23 protein-coding genes and 2 tRNA genes are annotated in these 24,847 nt (G+C 63.7%); 11 read left to right on the plus strand and 14 right to left on the minus strand.

The features are described from left to right. Positions 1-686: 686 nt before the first annotated feature. Both C8D78_RS09540 and C8D78_RS09545 read right to left on the minus strand, forming a co-directional pair. Positions 687-1,556: a rhomboid family intramembrane serine protease gene (locus tag C8D78_RS09540; RefSeq protein ID WP_120952887.1), complete on the minus strand. Its 870-nt coding sequence runs from the start codon at positions 1,554-1,556 to the stop codon at positions 687-689. Between the two features lie 9 nt (positions 1,557-1,565). After that, the gene (locus C8D78_RS09545; RefSeq protein ID WP_120952890.1) at positions 1,566-2,111 is read right to left on the minus strand and encodes a peptidylprolyl isomerase; all 546 of its coding nucleotides are present in this window, start codon (positions 2,109-2,111) and stop codon (positions 1,566-1,568) included. Positions 2,112-2,266: 155 nt separating this feature from the next. Here C8D78_RS09545 and C8D78_RS09550 point away from each other — a divergent pair, with 155 nt between their 5' ends. After that, positions 2,267-3,256 carry a hypothetical protein gene (locus C8D78_RS09550; protein ID WP_120952893.1) on the plus strand — a complete coding sequence of 330 codons (990 nt, stop codon included), beginning with the start codon at positions 2,267-2,269 and terminating at the stop codon, positions 3,254-3,256. Between the two features lie 189 nt (positions 3,257-3,445). Beyond that, positions 3,446-4,318 carry a glycosyltransferase family 2 protein gene (locus C8D78_RS09555; protein WP_120952896.1) on the plus strand — a complete coding sequence of 291 codons (873 nt, stop codon included), beginning with the start codon at positions 3,446-3,448 and terminating at the stop codon, positions 4,316-4,318. Positions 4,319-4,349: 31 nt separating this feature from the next. On the opposite strand, the gene C8D78_RS09560 is transcribed toward C8D78_RS09555, so the two are convergent. Continuing rightward, positions 4,350-5,294: a DMT family transporter gene (locus C8D78_RS09560; RefSeq protein ID WP_120952899.1), complete on the minus strand. Its 945-nt coding sequence runs from the start codon at positions 5,292-5,294 to the stop codon at positions 4,350-4,352. 116 nt (positions 5,295-5,410) lie between these two features. On the opposite strand from C8D78_RS09560, the gene C8D78_RS09565 reads away from it, so the two are divergent. Next, positions 5,411-5,779: a cupin domain-containing protein gene (locus C8D78_RS09565; RefSeq protein ID WP_120952902.1), complete on the plus strand. Its 369-nt coding sequence runs from the start codon at positions 5,411-5,413 to the stop codon at positions 5,777-5,779. A 75-nt stretch (positions 5,780-5,854) separates the two neighbouring features. On the opposite strand, the gene C8D78_RS09570 is transcribed toward C8D78_RS09565, so the two are convergent. The 11 genes from C8D78_RS09570 to dnaA form a co-directional block, all read right to left on the minus strand. After that, positions 5,855-5,930: transfer RNA gene (locus C8D78_RS09570), tRNA-Ala, on the minus strand. A 71-nt stretch (positions 5,931-6,001) separates the two neighbouring features. Next, positions 6,002-6,124 (minus strand): DLW-39 family protein, encoded by a 123-nt coding sequence (locus tag C8D78_RS19960; RefSeq protein WP_341867115.1) that lies wholly within the window; start codon positions 6,122-6,124, stop codon positions 6,002-6,004. 62 nt (positions 6,125-6,186) lie between these two features. Next, positions 6,187-6,260 (minus strand) — tRNA-Ile (locus C8D78_RS09575). Positions 6,261-6,358: 98 nt separating this feature from the next. Next, positions 6,359-6,991: a DUF3566 domain-containing protein gene (locus tag C8D78_RS09580; protein ID WP_120952905.1), complete on the minus strand. Its 633-nt coding sequence runs from the start codon at positions 6,989-6,991 to the stop codon at positions 6,359-6,361. Next, entirely contained in the window at positions 6,988-9,723 is a 2,736-nt protein-coding gene (gene gyrA, locus C8D78_RS09585; protein WP_120952907.1) for a DNA gyrase subunit A, read from the minus strand. The genes C8D78_RS09580 and gyrA overlap by 4 nt, the downstream gene beginning before the upstream one ends. A gap of 59 nt (positions 9,724-9,782) precedes the next feature. Then, positions 9,783-11,882, minus strand: a complete 2,100-nt coding sequence (gyrB, locus tag C8D78_RS09590) for a DNA topoisomerase (ATP-hydrolyzing) subunit B (protein ID WP_120952910.1) — start codon at positions 11,880-11,882, stop codon at positions 9,783-9,785. A 412-nt stretch (positions 11,883-12,294) separates the two neighbouring features. Further along, the gene (locus C8D78_RS09595) at positions 12,295-12,855 is read right to left on the minus strand and encodes a DciA family protein (RefSeq protein ID WP_120952913.1); all 561 of its coding nucleotides are present in this window, start codon (positions 12,853-12,855) and stop codon (positions 12,295-12,297) included. Further along, positions 12,852-14,069, minus strand: coding sequence for a DNA replication/repair protein RecF (recF, locus tag C8D78_RS09600; RefSeq protein ID WP_120952916.1), 1,218 nt, complete (start codon positions 14,067-14,069; stop codon positions 12,852-12,854). The genes C8D78_RS09595 and recF overlap by 4 nt, the downstream gene beginning before the upstream one ends. A 27-nt stretch (positions 14,070-14,096) precedes the next feature. Beyond that, complete coding sequence (gene gnd / locus C8D78_RS09605) at positions 14,097-14,981, minus strand: phosphogluconate dehydrogenase (NAD(+)-dependent, decarboxylating) (protein WP_120952919.1); 885 nt, start codon at positions 14,979-14,981, stop codon at positions 14,097-14,099. A gap of 101 nt (positions 14,982-15,082) precedes the next feature. Next, complete coding sequence (dnaN, locus tag C8D78_RS09610) at positions 15,083-16,207, minus strand: DNA polymerase III subunit beta (protein WP_120952922.1); 1,125 nt, start codon at positions 16,205-16,207, stop codon at positions 15,083-15,085. Between the two features lie 597 nt (positions 16,208-16,804). Further along, positions 16,805-18,226 carry a chromosomal replication initiator protein DnaA gene (gene dnaA, locus C8D78_RS09615; RefSeq protein WP_120952925.1) on the minus strand — a complete coding sequence of 474 codons (1,422 nt, stop codon included), beginning with the start codon at positions 18,224-18,226 and terminating at the stop codon, positions 16,805-16,807. A gap of 463 nt (positions 18,227-18,689) precedes the next feature. Between dnaA and rpmH the strand changes: the two genes are divergently transcribed. The 8 genes from rpmH to C8D78_RS09655 all read left to right on the plus strand — a co-directional run bounded on the left by rpmH (position 18,690) and on the right by C8D78_RS09655 (position 24,387). Then, positions 18,690-18,827, plus strand: a complete 138-nt coding sequence (gene rpmH, locus C8D78_RS09620) for a 50S ribosomal protein L34 (RefSeq protein ID WP_003800212.1) — start codon at positions 18,690-18,692, stop codon at positions 18,825-18,827. Between the two features lie 41 nt (positions 18,828-18,868). After that, a complete protein-coding gene (gene rnpA / locus C8D78_RS09625) occupies positions 18,869-19,279 on the plus strand; it encodes a ribonuclease P protein component (RefSeq protein ID WP_120952927.1) in 411 nt (136 codons plus the stop codon). After that, positions 19,272-19,682 (plus strand): membrane protein insertion efficiency factor YidD, encoded by a 411-nt coding sequence (gene yidD, locus C8D78_RS09630; protein WP_425266681.1) that lies wholly within the window; start codon positions 19,272-19,274, stop codon positions 19,680-19,682. The genes rnpA and yidD overlap by 8 nt, the downstream gene beginning before the upstream one ends. A 15-nt stretch (positions 19,683-19,697) precedes the next feature. After that, complete coding sequence (yidC, locus tag C8D78_RS09635; protein WP_120952934.1) at positions 19,698-20,675, plus strand: membrane protein insertase YidC; 978 nt, start codon at positions 19,698-19,700, stop codon at positions 20,673-20,675. Then, positions 20,675-21,259 (plus strand): Jag family protein, encoded by a 585-nt coding sequence (locus tag C8D78_RS09640; protein ID WP_120952937.1) that lies wholly within the window; start codon positions 20,675-20,677, stop codon positions 21,257-21,259. Before yidC ends, C8D78_RS09640 begins: the two co-directional genes overlap by 1 nt. Before the next feature lie 16 nt (positions 21,260-21,275). Then, the gene (gene rsmG, locus C8D78_RS09645) at positions 21,276-21,926 is read left to right on the plus strand and encodes a 16S rRNA (guanine(527)-N(7))-methyltransferase RsmG (RefSeq protein ID WP_120952940.1); all 651 of its coding nucleotides are present in this window, start codon (positions 21,276-21,278) and stop codon (positions 21,924-21,926) included. A gap of 86 nt (positions 21,927-22,012) precedes the next feature. Continuing rightward, positions 22,013-23,080, plus strand: coding sequence for a ParA family protein (locus C8D78_RS09650; protein WP_120952943.1), 1,068 nt, complete (start codon positions 22,013-22,015; stop codon positions 23,078-23,080). A gap of 68 nt (positions 23,081-23,148) precedes the next feature. Further along, entirely contained in the window at positions 23,149-24,387 is a 1,239-nt protein-coding gene (locus C8D78_RS09655) for a ParB/RepB/Spo0J family partition protein (RefSeq protein WP_120952946.1), read from the plus strand. Positions 24,388-24,847 lie beyond the last annotated feature (460 nt).

Genomic DNA, 24,847 nt, shown 5'->3' on the forward strand with positions numbered 1-24,847 from the left:
AACCCCGGGGCGACACCGTGAGCCGATGGATTTGCCGCAATTATTCGGCTCATCAGGTTATTAACACTGTGAATAACCCTGTTGAAACACCTCGCGGGCCGCAGATACGCCCGGCAAGCCAGCGGCTTTACTTCCGGCGGGGAGAGCAGCCCCGAGGTGTGACCAGCTTGGACCCGGGAAAGTTGTCCACTTACTAACAGGACAACCCACAGAAGTTATCCACAGGTGTGGAGATCGGCAAACCGCGCTCTCCACACCTGCAGAAATTCGCCAGCCAGGGCGGCCAGATCGGGATAACGCGGATGAACTACAAGCTTGTAAGTTATTAACAATGTGTATAACCCTTGTGGATAACTTCCGGCGTCAGCCGCCGGTTCCTGGGTTCATCCCCGGTTCCGGGCTCGAGGCTTTGCGGGGTGTCGGTCGGCCGCCTGGTACTGCCGGCAAATAAGCGGGTATGCGACCGAGTGGGGTGTGCGACTGCGTGGTGGGAGCATTCGACAGCGGGGCCCTGCGCGCCGGGCCCGGGGGCGAGGCACAAGCTGTGGCGGGCGCCGGGCCCGGGGGCGAGGCACAAGCTGTGGCGGGCGCCAGGCGGCGGGGCGAGGTACAACAAGGCGTGGCGCACGCCGCGGAATAGGGGCGGCGGCCGGCACTGCGGCGGCCTGAAAGTTTGACGGCAGCGCCTAAGCGACGGCGCCGGCCATCCGCACGGCTGATGCGACAATCACCAGGGCCAGCACGGCGGCAAGGCCGACTGCCTGCACCAAGACCTGCCGAGGGCCGCGGGGCGTATAGGCAATGACGGCGGCGCTCAGGACACCGGTGACGAGTCCGCCCAGATGTGCCTGCCAGGCGATCTGGGGAACCATGAACCCGATGACACCGTTGATGGCGATCAAGACGAGGAGTTGCCGTACGTCTCCGCCGCGTTGACGCTGGACCACAAGCAGCGCACCGAAGAGGCCGAAGATGGCGCCGGAGGCGCCAACCAGGCCCACGGGTCCGTTGACGGGGTAGACCGGGGTCAGCAAGAGGAAGCCGGCCGAGCCTCCGATGGCGGAAATCAAGTAGATGGCCAGGAAGCGCACATGGCCCAGCAGCGGTTCAAGGATCTGGCCGAAAATCCACAACGTGTACATGTTCAGGACAATGTGGAGCAGGAATCCTTGGGAGTGCAGGAACGCCGAGGTGAGCATCCGCCACGGTTCACTGTCCGTGTAGGCGGGGGCGTACGCCAACTGCTGGTAGACCCCGTCGTTCGGAACGATCCACTCCAGCGCATAGATGAGGGCGCACAGCCCGATAATCACGAACGTGGCGATGGGCTTGCCCGTGGTCACGGCGCCGCCGTAGACGGTCCTGACGTTCGGCGTCGTGTGTTTGGTTTCGTTGACGCAGTCAACGCATTGGAATCCGACGGCGGCCGCCCGCTGGCAATCCGGGCACGCCGGGCGCCCGCACCGCTGGCAGCGCACATAGGCGGGCCGGTCCGGGTGCCTGGGGCAGACCGGGACCTCCGCGGACGGCTCAGCCGCCGGAACTCCGTAGCTCATTGGGGTGGGTTAGAGCTGTTCGATGTCAATGCTGTTGATGGTGACGTCCTCGACCGGGCGGTCGCCCATGCCGGTGCGGACACCCTCGATCGCGTCGACGACCCTCTTGGAATCATCATCGGCGACCTCGCCGAAGATGCTGTGCTTGCCCTGCAGCCAGCCCGTCGGGATGGTGGTGATGAAGAACTGCGAACCGTTGGTGCCGCGGCCCATCTGTACCCCGGCGTTGGCCATGGCCAGCTTGTAGGGTTCGTTGAAGGTCAGTTCCGGGTGGATTTCATCGTCGAACTTGTAGCCCGGTCCGCCGGTGCCGCGGCCCAGGGGGTCGCCGGCCTGAATCATGAAGTCTTTGATGATGCGGTGGAAGATGGTGCCGTTGTAGAGCGGCGTGCCGGTCTTGTCCTCGCCCGTTTCCGGGTGGGTCCAGGCCTTCTCACCGGTGGCCAGGCCGACGAAATTGTCGACCGTCTTCGGCGCGTGGTTGCCGAAGAGGTTGACGACGATGTCGCCGAGGCTCGTGTGGATAGTGGCTTTTGCGGTTGCGTTGGCAGTCATAGGCCCTATTCTTCCACGGCGGCTGCGCACGCATAGGGCCGCACAGTCAGTTCCGCGCTGGGTGAAATCCACTGGAAATCGGTCTGAAGAATAGCCGGTGCGTTCCTAGACACGTAGGCTAACAGCAGAACCGTCACATTAATCGGGAGGTAGTTGTGAAGAAAACGGATCGTATTGCCCGTGACCTTGAGCAGTCAGTCAGCACGGGAGTGGACACCGCCAAGGATTGGGCGGCCCCGCGGGTTGAAGCGGCCGTGAACTGGGCTGTTCCCCGTTTGCAGCATGGGCTGGATACGGCTTCTCCCAAGATCCAGGAGGGTCTCAAGTCGGCCGCCCAGAATTTGGCGGGCGGCGTTGCCACGGTCACCCCGCGACTTCAGGACAGCCTGGCCCAGCTTGCACCCAAAATCCACGACGCCGCGGACAGCGCCACCCCGCGTCTGCACGAGGCCGTGGACAAGGCAGCACCGGTGATTGCCAACGCCCGCGACCGGGTGGTCGTCGATTACCTGCCCAGGCTTTCCGACCAGATCGGCTACGCTTCCGACGCCGTTCACCGGACGCTGGAAAACGCTCCGGCCCATGTCGATGCCGTGGCGCAGAAGCTTGTTGATTCCGGTGTGGTCCACAACGTCAAGGGCCAGGCAAAGACGGCCAAGCGGCACGCAAAGGCTGCCGGCAAGAACATCAAGGCAGCCGCCAGCGACGCCGGCAAGACCGCTAGCGCGAAGCTGGGCAAGCCGCAGAAGCCCAAGCACCGCGGATTGCTGATCTTTGGCATCCTGGCCGCTGCAGTCGCCGCCGGTGTCGCCGCGTGGAGGGCTTCCCGGCCGGTGGAGGATCCCTGGAAGGTACCGACGCCGGTGACGCCGGCCCCGACGGCGGCCACCACTGTCAGCGACGCGCTTAAGGACACCGCCGACCAGGCCGGTTCCGCAGCCGTTGCGGCAGCGGATTCTGTGGCGGACGCATCAGCAGAGGCAGCCGACTCCGCCGCTGCCGCGGCGGACGACGCAAAGGCCGCCGCCGCGGCCATTGCCGAGGACACCACAGAGGCAACTGCCAAGGCTGCCACCGATGCCAAGACCGCTGTGCGCAACATCGCAGCCAGCCTGAACAACGGCAAAGACAAGCCGGGCAAGTAACAAAGTCCGGCCTACGCGGACGGAACGGACGAGGCGCCAGGCGCCGTCCGGTTTCCGGCAGTTGTAGTCCACCTGTCCAAGGGAGGGATTCCGCCACGGTGCGGGGTCCCTCCCTTTGTTTCGTCCTGGGCTACCCCGCTGTCGCGCCGCCCCGGTTTGGATGGTGGCCCGGATGCTAAATTTGTGGGGATGTCACCCCATAGATCACCCCAGGACGCCTTGCTCACTGCGCCGCCACCGGCTGTATCTATTGTGATTCCGGCGTACAACGAGGAAAGTGTGATCCGGCAGTGTCTGATCGCCGCGGTGTATCAGTCGGTGCCCGCCCACGAAATCATCGTGGTGGACAACATGTCCCGGGACCGCACAGCGGATATCGTGCGGCAGATGCAGCTGGAGTACCCGGAAAGTCCCATCATCCTGCTCAGCCAGGACCGCGACCAGGGGCTCATCCCCACCCGCAATTTCGGTCTGGACCACGCCACGGGCGATATCCTGGGCCGGATCGATGCCGACTCCGTGCTGGAGCCAGACTGGGTGGAACAGGTTCAGCATGCCTTCCGGGACGACTCGGTCCACGCGGCAACCGGTCCGGTGGTCTATTACGACATGCCGATGCGCCGGTTCGGGCTCAAAGCAGACGACAAAATGCGTCAGCTGATGCTCAAACTTGCCAAGCACCAGTACCACTTTCTTTTCGGGTCCAACATGGCGCTCCGCCGCTCCGCGTGGGAAACCATCCGCGCCGAGACCTGCCGCGACGAGCGGGACGAAATGCACGAGGACATAGATCTTTCGCTGCATCTTGCCGATCACGAACTCCGGATCCAGTACTGGCCGCAGATGATCTCGGGCATGTCAGCCCGGCGGCTGGAGGACTCCCCCCGGGATTACCGCTATTACGTGACGCGGTTTGACCGCACCTACAAGGCGCACAACGTCAAAAAAATGGCCCTGAAGGCGCCCATGGTGGTGTTTTTCTCTGTTTATTTCCCGGCAAAACTGCTCCGGGCGATTCACACGGTCAACGCCCCCCAGCCGGCCCGCCGCGGCGGCCAATAACCGCAGCTTCACTGGCACGGCCAACGGCCGCCTAATCGGTCCCCAGCTCCGCCAGCCGCTCGGTTCCGGGCGCCTCGCCGCCGCGGCCCGCACCACCGCGCCCGCCGGAACGTGACCCGCGCTGTCCCAGGACGACGACGGCGAGCCCCACCAGGATCATCGCGAGTCCCGCATAAGTCCCGGCCGGCAGCGTCTCGCCCAGAAAAGCGGCGGCCAGCAGGGCTGCTCCCGGAATCTCCAGCAAGATGATCATGGATACGAGCAGCGGGCTCATGGTGGCCAGCAGGTGGTTGAACGCGGTGTGCCCCACGAGCTGCGCGCACACGGTGATGGCCAGGATCCCCAGCCACCCGGACGCTTCAAACCCCGCCAGCGGCTGTCCGACCACCAAAGCCATGCCCGCCACGATCGCGGCGCACATGCCATAACAAAGTGTTGTGTAGACACCCGTGCTCATGCTTTGACGCGCCTTGCCCCCGGCGAGCGTGTAGATCCCCGCCAGCGCGCCGCCGGCAACGGCGAGGAGATCGCCCAGGAGCGCCCCTGGCGAGGTCCCCATGTCGAAGCCGGTAATCGTCACGACGCCGGCGAATGCGGTCCCCAGCCCTACCAGGACCGGCCAGCGGTGCCGGACACCCCGGAACATCTGGAAGAGGGCAATCCAGCCCGACTGAAGGCACACCAATGCCGTCGCGGCCGCGACCGACGTCAATTGCAGCGAGGTAATGAAACAGGCAAAGTGCAAGGCGAGGGCCACCGCCGCGGCCAGCGACCAACGGAACTCGGCACCGGTCACCTTTCCGAACTCACGGGGGCTCCGGACCAACACAGGACCGGCCATCACGACGGAGCCAATCGCGTTGCGCCAGAAGGCGATGGCGAGGGCACTCACGGAGGTGGCACCCAGCGTGGCAGCGATCAGCGGCCCGGAGGAGGCAACGCCCAGTACGCCAATCGCGGCAAGGAAGAAGTTCACGCTCCAACAGTAGTGGGGCAGGGCGACGAAGGGTGCTTCCGCGCGTCCTTGACCGCTGCTTGGCGTGGTGTCAGTCTTTAATCGCGGTCTCGCCATCAGAGCAGAAGGAGACCAACATGGCTTCAATGATCCGCAAGAGTTTCGATGATCCGGAAGAAACGCGCCCCTTCAAGGACGCGACCGGCCAGCTGGAGCTAGTCAATCTTGACGCCGGCGCTGTGGGACGTGCGACCTTTCTCCCGGGGTGGAAGTGGTCCCAGCACGTCAAACCAATTGTCCAGACGGACAGCTGCATGGCTGCCCACGTCGGCTACACGGTTTCCGGCCGGCTGAAAGTCGTCATGGACGACGGTGAAGAGATCGAATACGGGCCCGGCGACTTCGGCGTCATCCCGCCGGGTCATGATGCGTGGGTACTCGGCGACGAACCCTACGTGTTCATTGACTGGCAGGGTATGGCCGACTACGCCAAGCCGAAGGAGTGAGGGCGTCGGCACCTCCCTTGGGCCGGACATGCAAAAAGCCCCGGACCGCGTTTCCGCGATCCGGGGCCATTCCTATGGTGGAGGCACGGGGACTCGAACCCCGAACCCCCTGCTTGCAAAGCAGGTGCGCTACCAATTGCGCCATGCCCCCATAAGAAGCAACCCGTCAATCATACCCTAGTTCCGGAGACTGTCTTCCAGCTTCCATCCCAGGGCCCCGGGCTAATCAACCGTGTCGGTTGAGTTGCTCCAGATCACTTTCCGGGCTTCGGATTCCTGCACTTTTCTGTAGAGGAAAACGCCTGCGACCGTAGCTGCGATAACCAGCAACTTCTTCACACGCACCCCGTTCCGGTTCAGTCATCGACGAACCTTCACTATTCTCCGCAGAACCAGTACAGGTTCCGTGGGCGTACCAGGACTTGAACCTGGGACCTCTTCGTTATCAGCGAAGCGCTCTAACCGCCTGAGCTATACGCCCCGATGCCTCATCGGGCCGAGATATGACTGTACAGCACATCCCGGCCCGATCTCAAATCGAGGCATTTTCCCGCAGAATTCCGGGGAAAAGTGAGGGATTTAGTCGTCCGTGAGGGTCACACCGATGCCGCCCACGAGGGTGGCCGCGATGTTGTAGAGCACGGCGGAGAGCATGGACAAGGCCGTCAGCAGCACCACGTTGATCACGGCGATGATGGTCGCAAAAGAGGCCACCTGCCCGAGGGACGCGACCTTCTTCAGTTCGAAGCCGCCGCCTTCGGAACCCGCGAGAGTCCCGAGAAGGCTATCCACCTGGTCAAAGATCCCGGTGAGGTCCAGAACGGTCCAGAGCACGATTGCCGCCACGACGGTGACTATGCCCAGGGCCACGGAGAGCAGGAACGCCATTTTCAGCACGGACCAGGGGTCCACCTTGCTGACCAGCAGCCTGGCGCGGCGGACTTTGGCCTTGGGAGCAGGCTTGATGAGCCCGGCGTTGTTCTGTCCGCCGGACTGGGCGGGACGCTGGCCGGGAACGCTGGGGCGCTGGCCCGGCACCGCCGGACGCTGGCCTGGGGCCGCGGGACGCTGCCCCTGCCCTGCGGCTGCACCCGAGGCGGGGCGCTGCTGCGGACGCGAGGGAGCGCCCACTCGCGGCGCTGTGGCGGGTTGCCGCACTCCGCCCGGCACGCCGCTGCTCGGCTGCTTGGGATATGAGTCGGAATTACTCACTCGTTACCTCCGGTGTTGTCTTCGTCCAGCTCGGCATTGCCTGATGACTCATCTGACTCCGGGGCCGGTACTGATTCTGCCGCTGCGGACGTCTCTTGCAGTCCGCGATCTTCAGCCAACGTTACGTCATCCGGCGAGGAAGCCCGACTTTCAGCATCCTCACCTGCAACTTCACCGGCGTTGTCGCCGTCGGCCGAATCGTCGCCGACGAGTCCGCGTTCGCTGTTGCGTGCCACCGCGATGATGCGGTCGTTCTTGTCCGGCTTGGCGAAGATGACGCCCATGGTGTCGCGGCCCTTGGCCGGCACTCCGGTGACCGAGGAACGGACCACCTTGCCGCCCTCCATGACCACCAGGACTTCATCCTCTTCCTGGACGATGAGGGCGCCGACCAGATGTCCGCGCTCCTCCTGGTACTTGCCCACCTTGATACCGAGGCCGCCGCGGCCCTGAAGCCGGTATTCCTCAACGGCGGTCCGCTTGGCAAAGCCGCCTTCGGTGACAATGAAAACGAACGATCCGTCCTTGACGACGTCGGCCGCGAGCAGCTCATCGTCCTCACGGAACTTCATGCCCGTCACGCCGGAGGTGGCCCGTCCCATCGGGCGCAGGGCATCATCCGTCGCGGTGAACCGCACGGACTGGCCCTTGCGCGAGACCAGCATGAGGTCGTCGGTTTCGGAGACCAGCTGGGCCGAGACGAGCTCGTCGCCGTCGCGGAGGTTGATGGCGATGACGCCGGCGGACCGGTTGGTGTCGTAATCCTCCAGCCGGGTCTTTTTGACCAGGCCGCGCTTGGTGGCGAGCACCAGGTACGGGGCGTGCTGGTAGTCCCGCAGGTCCAGCACCTGGGCGATGTGTTCGTCCGGCTGGAAGGCCAGCAGGTTGGCCACGTGCTGGCCCTTCGCGTCCCGTCCGGCTTCGGCCAACTCGTAGGCCTTGGCGCGGTAAACGCGTCCGAGGTTGGTGAAGAAGAGCAGCCAGTGGTGGGTGGTGGTGACGAAGAAGTGCTCGACGACGTCGTCGCCGCGCAGCTGGGCGCCCTTGATGCCCTTGCCACCGCGCTGCTGGGAACGGTAGTTGTCACTGCGGGTGCGCTTGACGTAGCCGCCGCGAGTGATGGTGACCACCATTTCCTCTTCGGGGATCAGGTCTTCCATGGACATGTCGCCGTCGAAGCCCATGAGCACCTTGGTGCGTCGGTCGTCGCCGTGCTTGGCCACGATTTCGCCCAGCTCAGTGCTGATGATTTCGCGCTGGCGCTCTTCGGAGGCCAGGATCGAGTTGTACTCGGCGATCAGGGCTTCGAGCTCGGCGTGGCGGTCCTGGATCTTCTGGCGTTCCAGCGCCGCGAGCCGTCGCAGCTGCATGTCCAGGATGGCCCGGGCCTGCAGTTCATCGATGTCCAGCAGCTCCATGAGCCCGTCGCGTGCGGCCTCGGTGGTGTTGGAGGCGCGGATGAGTGCGATGACCTCGTCCAGCATGTCCAGCGCCTTGAGCAGGGCCCGGAGGATGTGTGCTTCTTCCTCGGCCTTGCGGAGGCGGTAGCGCGTGCGGCGCGCGATGACGTCCATCTGGTGGGTGACCCAGTGCCGGATGAACGCGTCGAGGCTGAGCGTGCGCGGCACGCCGTCGACGATGGCAAGCATGTTGGCTGCGAAGTTGTCCTGCAGCTGGGTGTGCTTGTAGAGGTTGTTCAGCACCACCTTTGCCACGGCATCGCGCTTGAGCACGATGACCAGGCGCTGGCCGGTGCGGCCAGAGGTCTCGTCGCGGAGATCGGCGATGCCGGAGATCTTGCCGTCCCTGACCAGTTCGGCGATCTTGATCGCCAGGTTGTCCGGGTTGGCCTGGTACGGCAGTTCGGTGACCACCAGGCACGTGCGGCCCTGGAGCTCCTCGACGTTGACCACGGCGCGCATCGTGATGGATCCGCGGCCCGTGCGGTAGGCGTCCTCGATGCCCTTGTGGCCCAAGATGGTGGCGCCGGTGGGGAAATCCGGTCCCTTGATCCGCAGGAGGAGCTCTTCGAGCAGCTCCTCGCGGCTGGCCGTCGGGTTCTGGAGATACCACTGGACGCCGTCGGCGACTTCGCGGAGGTTGTGCGGCGGGATGTTCGTGGCCATGCCGACGGCGATGCCCGAGGAGCCGTTGACCAGCAGGTTGGGGAACCGGGCCGGCAGGATGGTCGGTTCCTGGTTCTTGCCGTCGTAGTTGTCCTGGAAGTCGACGGTTTCCTCGTCGATGTCCCGGACCATCTCCATGGCAAGCGGCGCCATTTTGGTTTCGGTGTACCGCGGGGCGGCGGCGCCGTCGTTGCCGGGCGAGCCGAAGTTTCCCTGGCCGAGGGCCAGCGGATAGCGCATGGTCCAGTCCTGGATCAGCCGCACCAGGGCATCGTAGATCGCGGTGTCGCCGTGCGGGTGGTACTGGCCCATGACCTCGCCGACGACGCGGGCACATTTGTTGAACGAGCGGTCCGGGCGGTAGCCGCCGTCGAACATCGCGTACAGCACGCGGCGGTGGACCGGCTTGAGGCCGTCGCGGACATCGGGCAGGGCCCGGCCGACGATGACGGCCATGGCGTAGTCGAGGTAGGAGCGCTGCATTTCGGTCTGCAGGTCCACCTGCTCGACGCGGTCGGTTAGCACGTCGCCGTCGAGAATGGCGCCTTCAAGGACGGGCTCGGAGCCGGCCGAACCGGCCGGGACCTCGGGTGTTTCGTCACTCATAGTCTATATTTTCCGTTTCAGGTATATATCAGCTCTGGAATATTCGGAGGCTTTCGCCGCTAGATATCCAGGAACCGAACGTCCTTGGCGTTCTGCTGAATGAAGTTTCGGCGCGATTCCACGTCCTCGCCCATCAGGGTGGAGAAGGTCTGGTCCGCCGCGAGGGCATCGTCCATGGTGACCTGCAGCAGGGTCCGGTGGTCCGGGTCCATGGTGGTGTCCCACAGTTCCGTGTAGTCCATCTCGCCGAGGCCCTTGTAACGCTGGATGCCGTTGTCCTTGGGGATGCGGCGGCCGGCGGCCTGGCCGGAGACCAACTTTGCGTCGCGTTCGCGGTCGCTGTAGACGTAGTCGTGCGGGGCGTTGGACCATTTGATCCGGTACAGCGGCGGCTGCGCGAGGTAGACGTAGCCGTTCTCGATCAGCGGGCGCATGTAGCGGAAGAGCAGGGTCATCAGCAGGGTCGTGATGTGCTGGCCGTCGACGTCGGCATCGGCCATGAGCACGATCTTGTGGTACCGGAGCTTGGCGAGGTCGAAGTCCTCGCCGATGCCGGTGCCAAAGGCCGTGATCATGGACTGGACCTCGGCGTTGCCGAGGGCCTTGTCCAGGCGGGCCCGTTCGACGTTCAGGATCTTTCCGCGCAGCGGCAGGATGGCCTGGGTTTCCGGGTTGCGGCCGCGCTTGGCGGAGCCGCCGGCCGAGTCGCCCTCCACGATGTAGACCTCGCACTTTTCCGGGTTCTTCGAGGAGCAGTCCGAGAGCTTGCCGGGCATGCCGAACGATTCCAGCGGGCTCTTGCGGCGGGCGTTGTCGCGGGCCTTGCGTGCGGCCATGCGTGCCTGGGCAGCGGAAATGGCCTTGCGGATGACGTCCCGGGCGGGGCCGGGGTTGCGTTCCAGCCAGTCGCCCAGCCCGTCGGTGACAACCCGCTGGACGAAGCCCTTGACCTCGGAGTTGCCGAGCTTGGTCTTGGTCTGGCCCTCGAACTGCGGCTCGGAGAGCTTGACGGAGATGACCGCCGTCAGGCCTTCGCGGATGTCGTCACCGGTGAGGTTATCGTCCTTTTCCTTGATGATGCTTTTCTCGCGCGCGTAGCGGTTGATGAGCGAGGTCATCGCGGCGCGGAAGCCTTCTTCGTGGGTGCCGCCCTCATGGGTGTTGATGGTGTTGGCGTAGGTGTGGACGCTCTCGGAGTAGGCGTTGGTCCACTGCATGGCCATTTCCAGGGCGATGTGGCGTTCCGTGTCCTCGGTCTCGAAGGCGATGACGTCCTCGTGGACCACGTCCACTTTTTTGCCGGAGTTCAGGTGCTTGACGTAGTCCAGCAGGCCGTTGTCGTACTGGTACACCACGGTGTGGAATTCGGCGGGGACTTCCCCTTCGACGGCGACGGCGTCCAGGTCGAGGTCGGCGTCGTCGGACGGCTCCTCTGGGGCGCGGCGTTCATCGGTCAGCGTGATGCGCAGGCCCTTGTTCAGGAACGCCATCTGCTGGAAGCGTGCGCGCAGGGTCTCGAAGTCGAAGTCCGTGGACTCAAATATGCTGGCGTCCGGGTAGAAGGTCTGCGTGGTTCCGGTGTCGGTGGTTTCCTCGCCCTGGACCAGGCCGCCCTGCGGCTTGCCGCCGTCGGCGAAGGACATCCGCCAGACGTGGCCCTGCCGGCGGACTTCGGTGTCGACCCGGCTGGAGAGCGCGTTGACCACCGAGATGCCGACGCCGTGCAGGCCGCCCGAGACCGCATAGCCCCCGCCGCCGAACTTGCCGCCGGCGTGCAGGATGGTCATGACGACTTCCACCGTGGGCTTGTGCTCGGTGGGGTGCATGTCGACCGGGATGCCGCGGCCGTTGTCGACCACTTTGACGCCGCCGTCGGCCTGGAGCACGATTTCGATGTGGGTGCAGTAGCCGGCCAAGGCCTCATCGACCGAGTTGTCCACCACTTCGTAGACGAGGTGGTGCAGGCCGCGGGGTCCGGTGGAGCCGATGTACATGCCGGGACGTTTCCGGACCGCCTCCAGGCCTTCAAGGACGGTGATGTCGCTTGCGCCGTATTCGTGCGTTGTCCCGGTCCCGGACGAAGCCGGCGCCGGCGCTTCCCCCGCTACCGCTTCCGCTACGTCTTCCACTGCCGGGATCTCTGCATTGTCGTTAGCCACAGGCGCTTTCGACTCCTCTATGTTCGTTGAAGGCCGGCGGTTGCCTCTTCCGTGGAAAGGGCTCCTGCCAACAGGCACGTCACTGACGGCGCAGGTTGCTTCGCTGACTTGAGGATCCGTTCTCCACACGCTGAAATTGCGTCGGAAACGGACTCAGTCGACGTTTCACCGGCGCCCAGTTATCTACAAGGATTCTATCGTGTTATAGGGCCCAAACCCGCATTCCAGGGCCCTAAACGGGCGGGAAAGTGCCGCTGAGAGGCCGCTGGCTCCCCCTGCAAGGCGTTCGGGGTCCAGCCCTAGGGTTCCTATACGACTCCGGGGCGTTCGAGCGCCCTACACGCCGTTCGTGGATTTTTCAAGGTTTTTTGCAAGAAGTGCTTCAGATCCGGCAGGTGCGCGGACGTCAGACCTATCCGTAGGTGTCACGGGGTCCGCGGCCATTGACCGTCCGGAGGCCCTTGCGCCAGCTCGGCGCGGCGGGTCCGAGTACCTGAATGCTGGTCACAACGCCGTCACCGAGTTCGGTGCGGAATTTTTCGAGCAGGCTGCTGCTCAGCAGCCTCAGCTGCGTCGCCCACGCCGTCGAATCGGTCCGCACATGCAAGGTGGTGTCCGTGAAACTTTCGGGGGTGCAGTGCGCCGAGATTTCCGGTCCCACCAGTGCCGCCCATTGCGCCATCACGGAGCCGACGGCGACAGGCGAGCTCCAGCCGCGTTCGGCCACGAGGCGTCCCACGACTTTTCCCAGACCCATCGGATCGCGGCCGGTGCCGTGGAATTGCGAGAACCCGCGGGTTCCGCGCGCGCTGCGGGCGGGTTTTTGGGCGGCCTTCCCTGAGCGCGGGAGAGCCCGCCGGATTTCGCCCCGGGCTGCCGCGGCGTCGCGCATCCGGTTCAGGGCAGCCTGGGCCGCATCGATGTCGTCGGGGTCGCGGCCCGGTTGCAGGCCGCCGTCGGTATCCTTATTCATCGATCGCCCTGCTCATCGATTCCTCCCGGGATGACCTTCACCCGCCGTCCGGTCAACTCGGCCGGGATATCGTCCTCGACGGCGGCGGTCACCAGTACTTGTTCGGCGCCGGATACTATTGCGGCCAGTTTACGCCGCCGCTGGACGTCCAGCTCGGCGAACACATCGTCCAGGATCAGAATGGGCGGCGATCCGCCGGTCCGGGCATCGTCGAGCATGACGTAATACGAGGCCAGGCGCAGGGACAGGCACATGGACCAGGTTTCCCCGTGCGAGGCGTAGCCCTTGGCCGGCGCGGATCCAAGCACGAGTTCAAGCTCATCGCGGTGCGGCCCCACCAAAGAGATGCCCCGTTCGAGTTCCCTGCGGCGGGCTGCCGCGAAGGCCTGGATGTACCGTTCCGTGAGCTGCTCGACGGAAAGCAGGCGCAGGTCTTCCGCTGGGGACTCCGCACCGGGCTCCGTTCCGGTTCCGGCAACGGATCTGGCCGCGGCACCGTCGTCGTCCAGGATGTCCTGCAGCGTGGAACGGTAGACCGCGGACGCTTCCTTGGACCCATCGGTGAGCTGGGCATAGGCGTTTTTCAGATGCGGTTGGAGGCGGTCCACCAGCTCCAGGCGAGCGTGCAGGAGTTCCGCCCCGGCCCGGGCCATGTGTTGATCCCAGACATCCAGCGTCGCCTCATGGCCGGCGGTGAATTTTCCGGTCCGTCCTGATTTGAGCAGTGCATTACGCTGCTTCAAAACGCGGTCATAATCGCTCCTGGTCGCGGCGTGGCGCGGCATGAGGCTGACCAGGAGTTCATCCAGGAACCGGCGTCGGTTGGACGGATCGCCCTTGACCAGCGCCAGATCCTCCGGGGCGAACAGCACCGTCTGGCAGATACCCAGCAGGTCCCGGGCGCGGACCGGATTACTGCGGTTGATCCGTCCGCGGTTCGCCCGCGACGCGTTGATCTCCAGTTCCAGCACCGTGGCCTGCTCACCGCGGACCACTTTGGCCCGGATCATCGCCCGCTCGGTGCCGAAGCGGAGCAGCGGCGCGTCCGTGCTCACCCGGTGCGAGTTGAGCGTGGCCAGATACCCGATCGCTTCCATCAGGTTGGTCTTGCCAATGCCGTTGGAACCCACCAAAACGGTGACTCCGGGCTCAAGGCTGAGATCGACCTGGGCGTAGCTGCGGAAATCGGTGAGCGAGAGTTTTTCTAGGTACACGCGGGATTCAAGACCTCACGGGCAGGACTACTTGGCCGGCCGGGTCGCGTGGCCGCCGAACTGGTGGCGCAGCGCGGACACCATCTTCATTGTCGGCGAGTTGTCCTCGCGGGAGGAGAATCTGGCGAAAAGCGCGGCCGTGATGGCCGGGGCGGGCACGGCGTTGGCGATCGCTTCCTCGACGGTCCAGCGGCCTTCGCCCGAATCCTCGACATAATCGGAGATCGATTCCAGTCCGGGGTCCTCGTCGAGGGCCTTGACCATGAGGTCCAGTAGCCAGGAGCGGACCACGGTGCCCTTCTGCCACGCGCGGAAGGTTCCGGGCAGGTCGGCAACGATGTCCTTGGCGGCCAGGAGTTCGTAGCCTTCCGCATAGGCCTGCATCAGGCCGTATTCGATCCCGTTGTGGACCATCTTGGCGTAGTGACCGGCGCCGGCGCCGCCCACATGCACGAAACTGTCGGCGCGTTCGCCGGCGGGACGGAGGGCATCGAAGATGGGAAGGGCTCGTTCGATGTCCGCGGCATCGCCGCCAGCCATGAGGCCATAGCCGTTCTGGAGACCCCAGACGCCGCCGGAGACGCCGCAGTCGACGAAGTGGATTCCCTTTTCGGCCAGTGCCGCGCCGTGCTTCTGGTCTTCGGTGAACCGGGAGTTACCGCCATCGATCACGAGGTCGCCTGCGTCAAGCTTGGTGCCGAGTTCCGTGATCACGGCATCGGTGATGTCGCCCGAGGGGACCATGACCCAAATGATTCGTGGAGCCGGGACGGTGGCGATGAGTTCGTCCACGGTGGCGACGTCGGTGAGGTCCGGGTTGCGGTCAAGCCCGGTGACCTCAATGCCGCCGTTGCGCAGGCGTTCGCGCATGTTGAAGCCCATTTTTCCAAGGCCGATTAGTCCGATGTGCACGGGATGAACTCTTTTCTGCGCTGGGGTACTTCGGGGTGGTATCACGCAACTGACTGGCAGCAGGGCCGTTCTGAGTCCTCAAAACGGCCGCCAACTGTCAGTTAGTTGGGCAACCGGACGGGCATGACGAGGTAGCGGTAGTCGCCTTGGTCCTCGCCTTCGGCATCCTGCTGGGCCGTGATCATGGCCGGTTTCGGTGCCGTGGTGAAAGAGAAGCGCACAAACTTGGTTTCGATGACGCTCAGGCCCTCGATCAGGTAGTGCGGGTTGAAGGCCACCGTGATGTCCTCGCCGGACAACTGTGCTTCGAGCTCTTCGGAGGCTTGAGCGTCCTCGCCGGTGCCGGCGTCCAGGTGCAGCTGGCCTTGAGTGAAGGCGAGCCGGACAGGGGTGTTCCGTTCGGCCACGAGCGAGACGCGGCGCACGGCCTCAACCAGTTCCTGCGTCTGCACGGTGGCGTGGATGGGGGTGGAGTCCGGGAAGAGCGAGCGGATCTTCGGGTAGTCGCCGTCCACCAGAAGGGAGGTGGTGGTCCGGCCGCCGCTCTCAAAACCGATCAACCTGCTGTCGTCGTCGGCTAGGGCGATGTTGATATCGCCGCTGCTGCCGAGCGTTTTTGCGACTTCGTTAAGCGTTTTGGCCTTGACCAGGGCACTCGTGGAAATGCCGGGAGTGGCGGGCTTCCAAGGTACTTCGCGCATGGCCAGGCGGTAGCGGTCAGTGGCGAGGAGGGTGATGAGATCATCCTCGATTTCCATCCGCACACCGGTCAGGATCGGCAGGGTGTCGTCTTTGCTGGCCGCGATGATGACCTGGGACACGGCCTGGGCGAACGAGTCACCGGGAACGGTGCCGCTGATCGTGGGCAAAGCCGGCAGCGGCGGGTATTCAGCCTCGGGCATGGTGGCCAGGTGGAAGCTGCTTCGGCGGCACGTGAGCGTCACTTTGTTGCCGTCGGTTTCGACCTCGACCGGGGCGGACGGCAGGCTGCGGCAGATGTCGGCAAGCAGGCGGCCGGACACCAGGATAGTTCCCTCCACGCTGATGTCAGCAGGGATTTCGAGCCTCGCGGAGGTCTCGTAATCGAAGCTCGAGAGGCTGACGGTACCGGCTTCAGCCTTCAGGAGCAGGCCTGAAAGTACGGGGACAGGCGGCCGCGGAGACAACGACCGGGCGGTCCATGTCACGGCTTCTGCCAGGACGTCCCGTTCGACTCTGAACTTCACGGAAGGGTGCCGCCTTTCATTGCTGCTGTTAGTGCTGAAATCGCTGAAACTTCTCACGCTGCTACAGACCCCGGCGGGATTGCCGAACTCCGTCAACAAGGGAATGGTCCGCCCTTCCCGGGCTTCCTGGGCCGTTACGGAACCACAAAAGTTGTCCGGGACGGACGCACTGGAGACAGCTTAGCCCCAAGGTGAGCGATTCTCCCATCCCCGGCTTACATGAGTGTTGTTTGCGGGGCCGGTCTCCTGTGCCGGTCCGGAACGGGCCGGGGCACTGCGGGAGGCGGGAACGAGATTGTTATTTGAGGGAATTTCATTTTCTTGGGATTAGTAGTGTTAATAACTGCTGTGGAAACTGTGGATAACTCGATCTCGGCCCGGGAATCCGCGGTTAAGCCCTGTTCATGGGCTGTGGGCGGCGGAGGTTTTAAACAGGGTGTGGATGGGGACAAGTTTTTTGGCCCATCCGCTGATCCACAGGCGGCTTAAGGGTTTTAAGCCCATTAACCGCGGTTGTCCCCTTAAGTATCCACAGGGTTGTCCACAGGGCCCTGTTAATAAGGTAAGAGTGCGCGTCCGGCCAGGACAGGATTCAGCTCAGGAATTGCGCTGCTGCTGCTTGATCCGGTTGGTCAGCTCGGTGACTTGGTTGTAAATGACCCGGCGCTCGGCCATCAGTTCACGGATCTTGCGGTCGGCATGGATCACGGTGGTGTGGTCGCGGCCGCCAAGTTCCTGGCCGATCTTGGGCAGGGACATATCCGTCAGCTCCCGGCACAGGTACATCGCGATCTGCCGTGCCGTCACCAGGGTGCGGGTCCGCGACTTGCTGCAGAGCTCCTCCATGCTGAGCTTGAAGTAGTCGGCCGTCTGCGTGAGGATCTGGGCGGAGGTGATTTCCTGGGCGCCGTCATCGGTGATGAGGTCCTTGAGCACCATCTCGGCCAGGGCCACGTCCACCGGCTGCCGGTTCAAGCTGGCGAATGCCGTGACGCGGATGAGGGCTCCCTCAAGCTCGCGGATGTTGCTGGAGATTTTCGAGGCAATGTATTCGAGGGCATCGTCCGGGGCGGAGAGACCTTCGCTGAGGGCCTTCTTCCGCAGGATGGCGATGCGGGTTTCCAGTTCCGGCGGCTGGATGTCGGTCAGCAGGCCCCACTCGAAGCGCGATTTCATCCGGTCCTCGAAGCCGGCGAGCAGCTTGGGCGGCTGGTCGGAGGTGATGACCACCTGCTTGTTGTTGTTGTGCAGCGCGTTGAACGTGTGGAAGAACTCCTCCAGCGTCCGGTCCTTGCCGGCCAGGAACTGGATGTCGTCGATGAGCAGCACGTCGACGTTGCGGTACGTCGTCTTGAAGCTGGTGCCTTCATCGTCACGGATGGAGTTGATGAAGTCGTTGGTGAACTCCTCGGAGTTGACGTAGCGCACCCGGATCCCGCTGTAGAGCCGGCGGGCATAGTGGCCGATCGCGTGGAGCAGGTGGGTTTTGCCCAGTCCGGAGTCGCCGTAGATGAACAGCGGGTTGTAAGCCTTCGCCGGCGCCTCGGCCACAGCCACAGCGGCCGCATGGGCAAACCGGTTGGAAGATCCGATCACGAAGGTGTCGAAGACATACTTCGGGTTCAGGCGGCCGAATTCGTGCGAGGTGCTTGGCAGCATCGGCTGCGGCTTCGCTTCCACGGTCGGGTCGGCGACGAGGGAAAGTTCGACGGCGGGCTCGGGTTCGGTGTGGAGGGGCACGAGGTCGGTGTCGACGTCGATCGCGCAGCGAATCTCGTCGGAGAAGACGTTCCGCAGAGCGTCGTCGAGAGCTTCCTTGACCTGGGTCTGGAGGACTTCGCGGGTGAGCTCGTTGGGGACGGCCACCAGAAGGGTGGAACCGATCAGGCCCTGGGCCTGGGCGAGGATGACGAAGCCGCGCTGCCGTGGTGAAACACGGTGGTCGTTCTCCAGAAGGCTCACAACCCGCCGCCAGGAACTTCCGACAGTGTTGGCTTGGTTGGCTTCGTCTACTGTCATCAATCAGTTCCTCAAAACTTGCTGGCCTGCATTACGTGCATCCACACGGTCCGGCGCGGGCACCGGGCCTGCTTAATCCACAGGGTTATGCACAGTCCGTGGATAAGGGGTTACTGAGACACTGTAGGGGATGAAAAGGCCAGAAGATAGCTGGGTTGAGTCCTGTGGATAATTACACCGTTGTGGTTCTCGAACGGGGCCTGTACCGGGCTTCATCCACAGGCCCGCAGAGCGGTTAGCCACAGCTGGGGATAGGTTGCGACGGGACCCCCGGTTTGACTCGGGAGGTCGGCAAGCCCTAACGTTGTGAAGTCCCATGTGTACGCTTTACGCCTCATCTGAATCTCTCCCGACGCCCCGCGTCGTGCGAGTCCGGGGGAAGTGGCACATACCAAAACTTAGCGTCGGCCAGTTCTTCCCCTTGATCGGGTGGGCGCACCTTTGATCCACTGGAGTAACTAACGTGAGCAAGCGGACTTTTCAGCCGAATAACCGCCGTCGAGCCAAGAAGCATGGCTTCCGCCTTCGTATGCGTACCCGTGCCGGCCGTGCCATCCTGGCAGCCCGTCGTGGCAAGGGCCGCACCGAACTGTCGGCCTAAATAACTGACTCGTCGGTCCATATCCCTGTGCGAGTTTAACGGTGCTAGCCACCAGGAACCGTCTGCGGACTTCAACCGATTTTTCAACAACTGTACGTTCCGGTGTCCGCAATGGACGCCGGAACGTAGTGTTATATACGGCAGCTCTCGCTGCCGATGAACCAAGCCGGATCGGATTCATCGTTTCCAAGAGTGTCGGGAACGCTGTTGTCAGGAACCTCGTTAAGAGGAGACTGAGAGAAGCCGGCGCATTGTCGTTGCAGAAATACGGCAGCGGGTTCGCCATCGTGGTGCGGGCACTGCCCGCTGCGGCGGGGGCCAGCTGGGACCAGCTGCTCGCCGACTATGACGCCGCTTTGGAAACAAACATGAAACGGCTGGGCAACCGCCTTCCGAAGGCTGCTTCGTCAGGTTCTTACGAGACAACACAGGAAGGGACCCCGCGTGCATAACTCAACTGCCGCCGTCGTCCCCCGTCCGTCCGTTGTGACCCTCGGATCCGCACTGCGCCGGTTGGGCACAGTGTTCTGGAACCTGCCGCGCAACATCCTCATTCTGCTGCTGATGGCCTACCGCAAGGTGGTCTCGCCGCTCTACGGCCAGGTGTGCCGTTTTTTCCCCAGCTGCTCGGCCTACGCCCTTGAAGCGATCACAGTGCACGGTGCTGTGAAAGGAAGTTGGCTGGCCGCGCGGCGCCTGTTGCGCTGCCATCCATGGAATGCCGGTGGTGTGGACCACGTCCCCGCCGGGCATCGGGAATGGCCGGCCGGCCGCACCCCCACAATTGTTGTGCTGAACAATCCGGATATATACCTGGCTGCTCAGCCTGATGGAGAAGGCCGCAGTGCGGTCTGACGAATAGGGAATCGTATGGACATCTTTGGAACAATTTTGGCCCCGTTTAAATGGCTGGTCTCGGCCATCATGGTCGGCTTCCATGACGGACTCAGCACCATCGGCATGTCGCCGGCCAACGGCTGGACCTGGACCCTGTCCATCATCGGGCTGGTGCTGGTCATCCGCGCCGCCCTGATTCCCGTCTTCGTCAAGCAGATCAAGGCCCAGCGCGGCATGCAGCTGCTGCAGCCGGACCTGAAGAAGATGCAGGACAAGTACAAGGGCAAGACAGACCAACTGTCCCGCCAGGCCATGGCCCAGGAACAAATGGCGCTGTACAAGAAGCACGGCACCAACCCGTTCTCGGCCTGCCTGCCCATGCTGATCCAGATGCCGTTCTTCTTCGCACTGTTCCAGGTCCTCTCCGGCATCAGCTCTGCCAAAGTTAGTGGCCAGGGCATCGGCGCCATGAGCGCCGAGCAGGTCAAGCAGTTCGACGAGTCCACCATCTTCGGAGCCCCGCTCTCCGCCTCCCTGCTCCACGGCAGCACCGCTGGCGGCGAGGTCGCCGTGTGGATCCTCTCGATCGTGATGATCCTGGCCATGACGGCCTCACAGTTCATCACGCAGAAGCAGATCATGGCCAAGAACATGTCCGAAGAGGCCCTGGCCAGCCCGTTCATGCGCCAGCAGAAAATGATGCTCTACATCCTGCCGGTCGTCTTCGGCGTCGGCGGCATCAACTTCCCCATCGGTGTGCTGATCTACTGGACCACCACAAACCTCTGGACCATGGGGCAGCAGTTCTTCGTGATCCGCCGGATGCCGACGCCCGGATCCCCGGCTGCCAAGGCTCTCGCCGAGCGCCGTGCAGCCAAGGGCCTGCCCGCGCTGCCCCTCCTGGGCGGTAAGAAGGTCGATGCCGAGGCGGCAGAGGCCGCAGCTGCCGCCGCCGTGGAAGCGAAGACCCAGCGCGTCCAGCCGCAACGTAAGAACAGGAAGAGGAAGTAATGTCCGCCGAGAGCACCGAACACGCTATTTCCCCCGAATTCGACGACGTCCGGGATGACGCCCAGGAGGCATCCCAGGACGCCCCTCAAGAAGGGAACGGCGCCAAAACAGGTTCCGCTAACCGCCTTGAAGAAGAAGGCGACGTTGCTGCCGACTATCTTGAGGAATTGCTCGACATCGCGGACATTGACGGCGACATCGACATCGAGGTCCGTAACGGACGCACCTACATCTCAATCGTGGCCGAGGAAGAATCGGCCGGGCTGGAAAGCCTGGTAGGCAACGACGGTGAAGTCCTTGAGGCGCTGCAGGAGCTGACGCGGCTTGCCGTATTGTCCGCGACGGAGAACCGGTCCCGGCTGGTGCTGGACATCAACGGTTACCGTGCCGAGCGTGCCGGCGACCTGCAGAAGATAGCAGAGGACGCCGTCGCCGCCGTCAAGGAGTCCGGCGAGGCCGTAGCCCTGGCGCCGATGAGCGCCTACGAGCGCAAGATCGTCCACGACGCCGTCGCTGATTTGGGGCTCGTGAGCGAGTCCGAAGGCGAAGGCGCCGACCGGCACATCGTAGTCTCCGCAGACTGAACCGTTGACTAGCTTGATGGTTGAAATTACCGCGACCGAACTCAAGGCGGCAGAGTCCATCTTCGGCGATCGCTTGGACCTGGCGAAGCGCTACGTCGAACACCTGGCGACGTCCGGGACCGAGCGCGGCCTGATAGGGCCCCGGGAAGTCCCGCGGCTGTGGAGCCGGCATGTACTTAACTGCGCCGTCATCGAGAGCCAGATTGCCCGCGGAAGCCATGTGGCCGACGTCGGCAGCGGCGCCGGCTTGCCCGGCCTGTGCCTGGCGATCGCCCGGCCGGATTTGGAACTTACCCTGATTGAACCGCTGGAACGCCGCGTCATCTGGCTCCAGGAGGTTGTAGATGACCTCGGGCTCGAGAACGTCACGATCATGCGCACCCGCGCGGAACTTGCGGTGGGACTGGTGAACGCCGACGTCGTCACGGCTCGCGCGGTGTCCGCGCTGTCCAACCTCGCAGGACTGACCATCCCCCTCCTGGCCGGCAAGGGCGAGGTCGTGGCCATCAAGGGACGCAGCGCCGGCGAGGAAATCGAGAAAGCGGCCAAGGTCATCCGCAAGCTGGGCGGCATTGAGACGTCCGTGGTGGTGGTAGGCGAAGACCTGCTCGAGGAACCGACTACCGTCGTTCGAATCGTAGTGAACAAGCCTCAAAAGATTGCCTAGCACCGGCCCCGGTGCCCGGGGAGTCTGAGGGGAAGAGGTTAGGCTAGTAACCGGCAGTAAAGCCGAACGAGAGTGAGAGTGTCATAGTGAGCAGTAGCGAAGCCTCCACACAACGGATTCCGCCGTTTGTGTCCCTGGGGTCCGCACGGGCGTTTACGGCACCTGCCGTCGCTTACGACTACTCCGGAAATCACACGGCTTCGGTTGCAAAGACCACCGGTATGGCTGGTGTTTCACGTGAAACATCTCTTCCGCAGACCGGCAATGTGCTGGACTCCCTCGATGACTCCAGCCCCATCGCCCGTGAGCTCGCACACGAGAACAGGCGCCGCGAGCGGCTTTTGGGCCGGGAACTGCCCAAACCGGAAAAGACCCGGATCTTCACCGTTTCCAACCAGAAGGGCGGGGTCGGGAAGACGACGACCACCGTCAATATCGCCGCCGCCCTGGCGGCCGCCGGCCTGAACGTGCTCGTGATCGACATCGACCCGCAGGGCAACGCCTCGACCGCGCTGGGCATTGAACATCATGCCGACGTCGACAGCATCTACGACGTCCTGATTAACGACGTGCCCCTAAAGGACGTCGTTGCCCCGTGCCCTGACATCGACAATCTGATCTGCGCGCCGGCCACCATCCATCTGGCCGGTGCTGAAATCGAACTTGTCAGCCTCGTAGCCCGCGAGCAGCGCCTGCGCCGGGCAATCGACGTGTATTCCAAGGAACGCGCCAAGAACGGCGAGGAACGCCTTGACTACATCTTCATTGACTGCCCGCCAAGCCTGGGTCTGCTGACGGTCAACGCTTTCTGTGCGGCCGGCGAAGTTCTCATCCCGATCCAGTGCGAGTACTACGCCCTTGAAGGCCTGAGCCAGCTCCTGAAGAACATCGAGATGATCCAGAAGCACCTGAACGCTGATCTGGTGGTCTCCACAATCCTGCTGACCATGTACGACGGCCGGACCAATCTCGCAGCCCAGGTGGCCGCGGAGGTCCGCGAACATTTCCCGCAGCAGGTGCTGGGGGCCGTGGTGCCGCGATCGGTACGCATCTCGGAAGCGCCGAGCTATCAGCAAACTGTCATGACGTACGATCCCTCTTCCAGCGGTGCCTTGTCCTATCTGGAAGCCGCAGCGGAAATCGCTGAACGTTAGAATCTTTTCAAGAATTGCACTAGCCAGAGCCAGGTGAGTCCCGGCTCTTCCACCGGAGGGATTTATCCATGAGCGATAAGCGACGCGGCCTCGGCCGTGGACTTGGCGCACTCATTCCAAGTTCCGCCTCGGCTAACGCCTCCGGAAATGGTGCTGCCCCGTCTCGGCCCGTGGATCTCTTTTTTCCCGAGGCCCGGAAGAAGGCTCCCGAGACCGAGACACTGCTTGACGTTCCCGACCCTCAGCCCGAAGCAGCCCAGCCCAAGGCGGCTGCGTCCGCAGCTGCCAAGACCGGGGACTCGTCTGAGCTCACCGCCGACGCCCCCGCCGACGCCGTAAGCGCGGGAACCAAGAAAGCGCCGCCCCGCAAGCCGTCCGTGTCAAAATCGACTCCGGCCACGAAGCCGGCCGCACCGGACGCCGGCACCCAGCTGGCGTTCGACTCGGCCCCCGAAACCGACGGCGATGACGGTGTTGAACTTGTGGCCATCCCCGGCGTCAGGTTTGCCGAGATTCCGGTCACCGACATTCATCCCAACCGCAAGCAGCCCCGTTCCGTCTTCGATGAGGACGACATGGCAGAGCTGGTGCACTCCGTACGCGAAATCGGCGTTCTCCAGCCAATTGTGGTCCGCACTTCAACTGAAGAGGGTGGCGAACCCTACGAGCTGGTCATGGGTGAACGGCGCTGGCGGGCAGTGCAGGCCGCAGGCCTCGAAACCATCCCGGCAATTGTCCGCGACACCACCGACGATGACCTCCTTCGCGATGCCCTGTTGGAGAACCTCCACCGCAGCCAGCTAAATCCTCTCGAAGAGGCCGCCGCCTATCAGCAGCTCCTCGAAGACTTCGGCACCACCCACGAGCAGCTGGCGGACCGGATCGGCCGCTCGCGCCCGCAGGTGTCCAATACCCTGCGCTTGCTGAAGCTGCCCCCGCTTGTACAGCGCCGGGTGGCCGCAAGTGTCATCTCCGCAGGCCACGCACGTGCGTTGCTGGCTCTTCCTGATGCCGCGGCCATGGAGCGCTTGGCTCAGAAGATTGTCGCGGAGGGTATGTCGGTCCGTGCCACCGAGGAAGCCGTGACGCTATACCAGAGTCCGGCCTCCCCGGCGAAGAACAACATCCCGAGGCCGGGGGCCCGCCATGAGCGGCTGGACTACCTGGCGTCGTCGCTGTCTGACCGTCTTGACACCAACGTCAAGATCTCGCTCGGCGCCCGCAAGGGACGTGTCAGCATCGAGTTCGCCAGCGTCGAGGACCTGAACCGCATCATGGACGTCTTGTCGCCTGGAGCATCCAGCTAGGGCTGCTAATCCCGCATACTTCCTGGAAGGGCCTGTTTCACGTGAAACAGGCCCTTCTTCTTTGGCGCCTACGGCGCATCAGACTGCCAGGCGTGGCCTCTGGTGGCTCGGCCTGCGGGGGCTTGGACTCCGCGGGGTTTGGATTGAGTGGGGTTTGGAGTGCGCGGGGTTTGGATTGAGTGGAGTTTGGAGTGCGCGGGGTTTGGATTGAGTGGAGTTTGGAGTGCGCGGGGTTTGAATTGAGTGGTCTGCGCTGTGCGCCGGGGATCCCCTTTGCGTCGCGGGATCTGCACTCTACGTTGAGAGTCCTGTCCCTGGTCCTTCTAGGCAATCCAACCTTTTGCGCCAAGGCGATTGCCTGGCCTGCGTGGCCCTGTGCCCACGCAGGCGCTGATGCGCGGGCGCTGCGACTGCCCTTGTACGAGCCCACGCCCGTGGGGCTTGTCTGCCTATGCGCCGG

It is taken from the genome of Arthrobacter oryzae (assembly GCF_003634095.1).
Classification (GTDB): domain Bacteria; phylum Actinomycetota; class Actinomycetes; order Actinomycetales; family Micrococcaceae; genus Arthrobacter; species Arthrobacter oryzae.

Coding starts and splice junctions, on each gene's coding strand:
- C8D78_RS09540 (WP_120952887.1), bottom strand. CDS start 1,556: ATGAGCTACGGAGTTCCGGCGGCTGAGCCGTCCGCGGAGGTCCCGGTC.
- C8D78_RS09545 (WP_120952890.1), bottom strand. CDS start 2,111: ATGACTGCCAACGCAACCGCAAAAGCCACTATCCACACGAGCCTCGGC.
- C8D78_RS09555 (WP_120952896.1), top strand. CDS start 3,446: ATGTCACCCCATAGATCACCCCAGGACGCCTTGCTCACTGCGCCGCCA.
- C8D78_RS09565 (WP_120952902.1), top strand. CDS start 5,411: ATGGCTTCAATGATCCGCAAGAGTTTCGATGATCCGGAAGAAACGCGC.
- gyrA (WP_120952907.1), bottom strand. CDS start 9,723: ATGAGTGACGAAACACCCGAGGTCCCGGCCGGTTCGGCCGGCTCCGAG.
- C8D78_RS09595 (WP_120952913.1), bottom strand. CDS start 12,855: ATGAATAAGGATACCGACGGCGGCCTGCAACCGGGCCGCGACCCCGAC.
- dnaA (WP_120952925.1), bottom strand. CDS start 18,226: ATGACAGTAGACGAAGCCAACCAAGCCAACACTGTCGGAAGTTCCTGG.
- yidC (WP_120952934.1), top strand. CDS start 19,698: ATGGACATCTTTGGAACAATTTTGGCCCCGTTTAAATGGCTGGTCTCG.
- C8D78_RS09640 (WP_120952937.1), top strand. CDS start 20,675: ATGTCCGCCGAGAGCACCGAACACGCTATTTCCCCCGAATTCGACGAC.
- rsmG (WP_120952940.1), top strand. CDS start 21,276: ATGGTTGAAATTACCGCGACCGAACTCAAGGCGGCAGAGTCCATCTTC.
- C8D78_RS09655 (WP_120952946.1), top strand. CDS start 23,149: ATGAGCGATAAGCGACGCGGCCTCGGCCGTGGACTTGGCGCACTCATT.